Origin of the sequence: Siccirubricoccus deserti, from assembly GCF_014283215.1 — a bacterium.
GTDB classification, from domain to species: Bacteria; Pseudomonadota; Alphaproteobacteria; order Acetobacterales; family Acetobacteraceae; genus Siccirubricoccus; species Siccirubricoccus deserti.
In genome coordinates, this window is the sequence record NZ_JACOMF010000155.1 from 1 (window position 1) to 3,609 (window position 3,609).

Here is a 3,609-nt window from a genome sequence, read left to right on the forward strand (position 1 = left end):
TGCCGCCTCGGGAGTGGGCCATGGCCAAGGCCCAGTTCGCCGTGATCTTCAGCCAGCGCTTCACCAAGGCCCTGGCCTGACCGTGTCGTTCAACCGACCGGCCGAACACGGAATTCCTGACACTCCCCCGGACGCCCACATAGCGCGCTGGCCGGGCAGACCCCCAACGAGACCTATGGGGCGGACGAGATGGCCAAATTGGCGGCCTGACGACAACCAGGACCGAGCTTATCCAGGCCGCCAAACTGTCCGACCGATGGGGACCACTTCAGCCTGCCGCTGACTTTCCATCTTACAGGCGGGGAGGCCAGCGACAGCCGCCAGTTCGAGACCCTGCTCAACCTCGGCCCCGACATCACGCCGAGAGCGGTGATGACCGACAAGGGCTCCGACGCAAAGGGCAACCGCGGGGCGGCCCGCAGCCGCGGCATCTGCCCCATCATCCCCTACCGGAGCAATGCCAGGCACCGTCCCGCCTTCTTTCCCAAAGGGCTCTATCGCCACCGCGCCCGGATCGAGCAGGCCATCGGCAAGCTTAAACGCTTCAAGCGCGTCGCCCTACGCTGCGATAAAACCGCCAACAGCTACGCCGCCATCGTCGACTTCGCCTGCAGCCTCATCTTGGTCAAATCCGTCCACACGGGCTAGGCTTATAGCTAATAATCGAACGAGCGTGACATGCCCAATGATCTGAGAACTGGTTCCGCAGTTGGACCATTTACACCAGCTGATGCCGAATGGACGGCTGTTACGCTGCCAGTGCGTGCGTCCATTGGTGCACCAGCCGAGGTGGCAACGCGGAACCTTTGCATCGTAACTCCAGATATTGTCGGGCCGGTTCGCAATGGCGGAATTGGAACAGCTTGCGAAGCCATTGCTCGAACGTGGTCCGATGCAGGTCATAGGGTTACAGTTCTCTTCGCGGCCGAACAGCAGGTCGACAAAACTGCAGCAACTGCATGGGCCGCCCGCTATGCCGAGCACGGCATAAACTTTGTGGTCTGCCCGGCAAATCGTCAGCGTTTAACGAATCCAGCACCACTGCAATTGTCGTATAACGCTTGGGCGTGGCTGAAGAACCGCCAATTCGACCTGGTGTACTTTCCTGAATGGAAGGGGCTAGGCCACTATGCGTTGGCCGCCAAAAGAGCTGGAATCGGGCTAAGGCATACACAAGTTGTGGTCGGAACCCACTCGCCGACATTATGGCATTTGGAGGGAAATCAGCAACTGCCTTGCAATATAGGTGACCTTTGCACGGACGCTCTCGAGCGACAGTCTGTGGAAGCTGCGGATGTTGTGGTGAGTCCGTCAAACTACATGCTGCAGTGGTTTGACGACGCAGGATGGGTACTGCCCCCCGCCCGTCGTGTGGTGCCCAATCCATTACCCGCTCATGCCTATGGAAAGCCCACATCGCTGGCCGTCCGCAGGGTCAAAGAACTGGTCTTCTTTGGCCGACTTGAGGCAAGGAAGGGATTGCACATATTTATTTCAGCTTTAAATGAAATAGACCCCTCTCTTTTAAATCAAATAAAGGTCACCTTTCTTGGAAAGGGCGATGAGGCCACGATCAGGGCGATCAACGCGGCTAAGGTGTCCGGTGTACTCAACTGGAGTGTATTATCGGACAAGGATGCAGCAGGAGCAACCGACTATGTCTCCGCCCCTGGACGACTTGCAGTTCTGCCGTCCCTTTATGAGAATTCCTCGATGGCGGTGGCTGAATGCATAGGACGAGGCGCATCCTTCCTTGCGTCCGATGTAGGCGGGACTGCGGACCTTCTTCATCCTGAAGATCGAGCCTCCCACCTGGTACAGCCCAATACCGCTGCCCTAGCCTCGGCGTTGAGCGACGCCCTGCGCAATGGACTACCGTCGGCAGTACGGCCTGCGGTATCAGCTGATGCAATCCAGGAGATGTGGCAATCAATTGCCGCCGCTTGTGTCGAAACAAGGAACATCAAGCCTCCTCGTTGTGACTGGCCATTAGTGAGCATCGTACTGGTTACGCGGAACAGACCTACAACACTGGTCCAGGCGCTGGATGGAATACGGGCTCAGACATGGCCAAATATTGAAGTTATTCTTGTAGATGATGGCAGCACTTCGCGGGAAGCGCTTTCGGTTCTTGATGGTCTGGAAGTCGAATTCGCCCGGAGAGGCTGGACCATAGTCAGACAGCAGAACCGCTATTTGGGAGCTGCTCGGAACCTAGGTTGGAGAAAGTCATCCGGCGAGTACGTCATATTTCACGACGATGATAACGTAAGCCTGCCGCATCTGGTTAAGACCTATGTCCGTGCGGCCCAGAATTCGACGGCAGATATAGTGACCGCTGCCATGGCAATCTTTGAAGGGGACGAATTGCCCGACAGCGGGATCGAGTATGCAGAGGAGATCTTTGCACCGCTGGGAGGTGTCCTATCGGCCGGCGTATTCATGAACCTGTATGGCGATGCTCACGCCTGCATACGGCGTGATGCTCTCGAGCGCCTCGACGGATTTTCTGAAGATTACGGTGTTGGTCATGAAGATTGGGAACTCTTTGCGCGGGCGACCATCAACGGCATGAAGATCTTATCGATACCAGAGCCTTTGTTCTGGTACAGGATCTCCAAAGACTCGATGCTGCGCACCAGCCACACACCCGAAGCCAATCTTCTGAGAAGCGGGCGCCCATTTCTTCAGCTTCTTCCAATTCAGTATCGCGCAGCAATGGCACACGCACTTGCGTTGTCATATATGGCAACGGCGCCTCAACGCTGGCCGGGACACGCAAGCTCGGACGTGGGAGAGGAAACCTCCTTACACAGGCTTTCTCTCGTTGCTACAAGTCGATGCGGCAAGATGAGCCTCGCTTATTACAGATTATTTGGCCGACCTATGATCGGGCCTCTGCTTTCTGCCATCCGCCGTGGCATCATTCGAGCCTTTCTGCGGGAGACTTAGCCTCGCAAAGCATCACTCTGGATCATCAGGACGCCAAGGGCTGCCATCCAGGGAGCAGTTCTGGTCGTTGTTGAATCGCAAGCAGCACTGCGCGTTCGACTGTCGGAGTACCGGCGACTGGGGGAAATCGCGTCACTGTGCCGATGGTATATCGCTCGACAATGACGGATGCTGTTCCGAAGAGTGGCACTTCGTAGATCGGCCCTTCCTCTGGCGGCACGTCCGCCCGGCCAATCAACCGCTTGTCGCCACCCTCATCGACATAGACCTTCACCGCGGGCCTCCAACTGTATCGCGTATCCCCAGGAGAACTCGATGCGGCGGCATGTTTAGCTGAGCGCTACGCCGCGGCGAATTACCGAAATGACTATATTGCCAACCCGACTGTGATGGCCATGGCAAGCTCACGCGAGGCTGAACGGCTCAATCCGGTCCGGACCAGCAGCGGTCGTGCCGGGGCGGTCACGCTCCTCCCTCCACAAGGTGCCGCTGCGCCGCAGTCACGAGGTGCCGGTCTGTGGCATCGGCGACTAGAGCATTTTTGGTTTACTCGAACGCATAGCCTGAGTTGGCGAGGTAGTTTCGGCATTCTCCGGGACTGAAGATATCGAGCAGTCGGCCGATGGTGTTCCACAGCGCCTCGCGCGTTCGGGCGCC

At 57.6% G+C, this 3,609-nt stretch carries 3 protein-coding genes; 2 read left to right on the forward strand and 1 reads right to left on the reverse strand.

All coding sequences use genetic code 11. From position 1 onward, the window contains the following. Window positions 1-273: 273 nt before the first annotated feature. Together H7965_RS29090 and H7965_RS29095 are read left to right on the forward strand one after the other, a co-directional pair. Window positions 274-648, forward strand: a complete 375-nt coding sequence (locus tag H7965_RS29090) for a transposase (protein WP_222440882.1) — start codon at window positions 274-276, stop codon at window positions 646-648. 30 nt (window positions 649-678) lie between these two features. Then, window positions 679-2,952 carry a glycosyltransferase gene (locus H7965_RS29095; RefSeq protein WP_186773990.1) on the forward strand — a complete coding sequence of 758 codons (2,274 nt, stop codon included), beginning with the start codon at window positions 679-681 and terminating at the stop codon, window positions 2,950-2,952. A gap of 25 nt (window positions 2,953-2,977) precedes the next feature. Here H7965_RS29095 and H7965_RS29100 read toward each other — a convergent pair whose 3' ends face one another. After that, on the reverse strand, window positions 2,978-3,226 hold the full coding sequence (locus H7965_RS29100; protein ID WP_186773991.1) for a hypothetical protein: 249 nt from the start codon (window positions 3,224-3,226) through the stop codon (window positions 2,978-2,980). Window positions 3,227-3,609 lie beyond the last annotated feature (383 nt).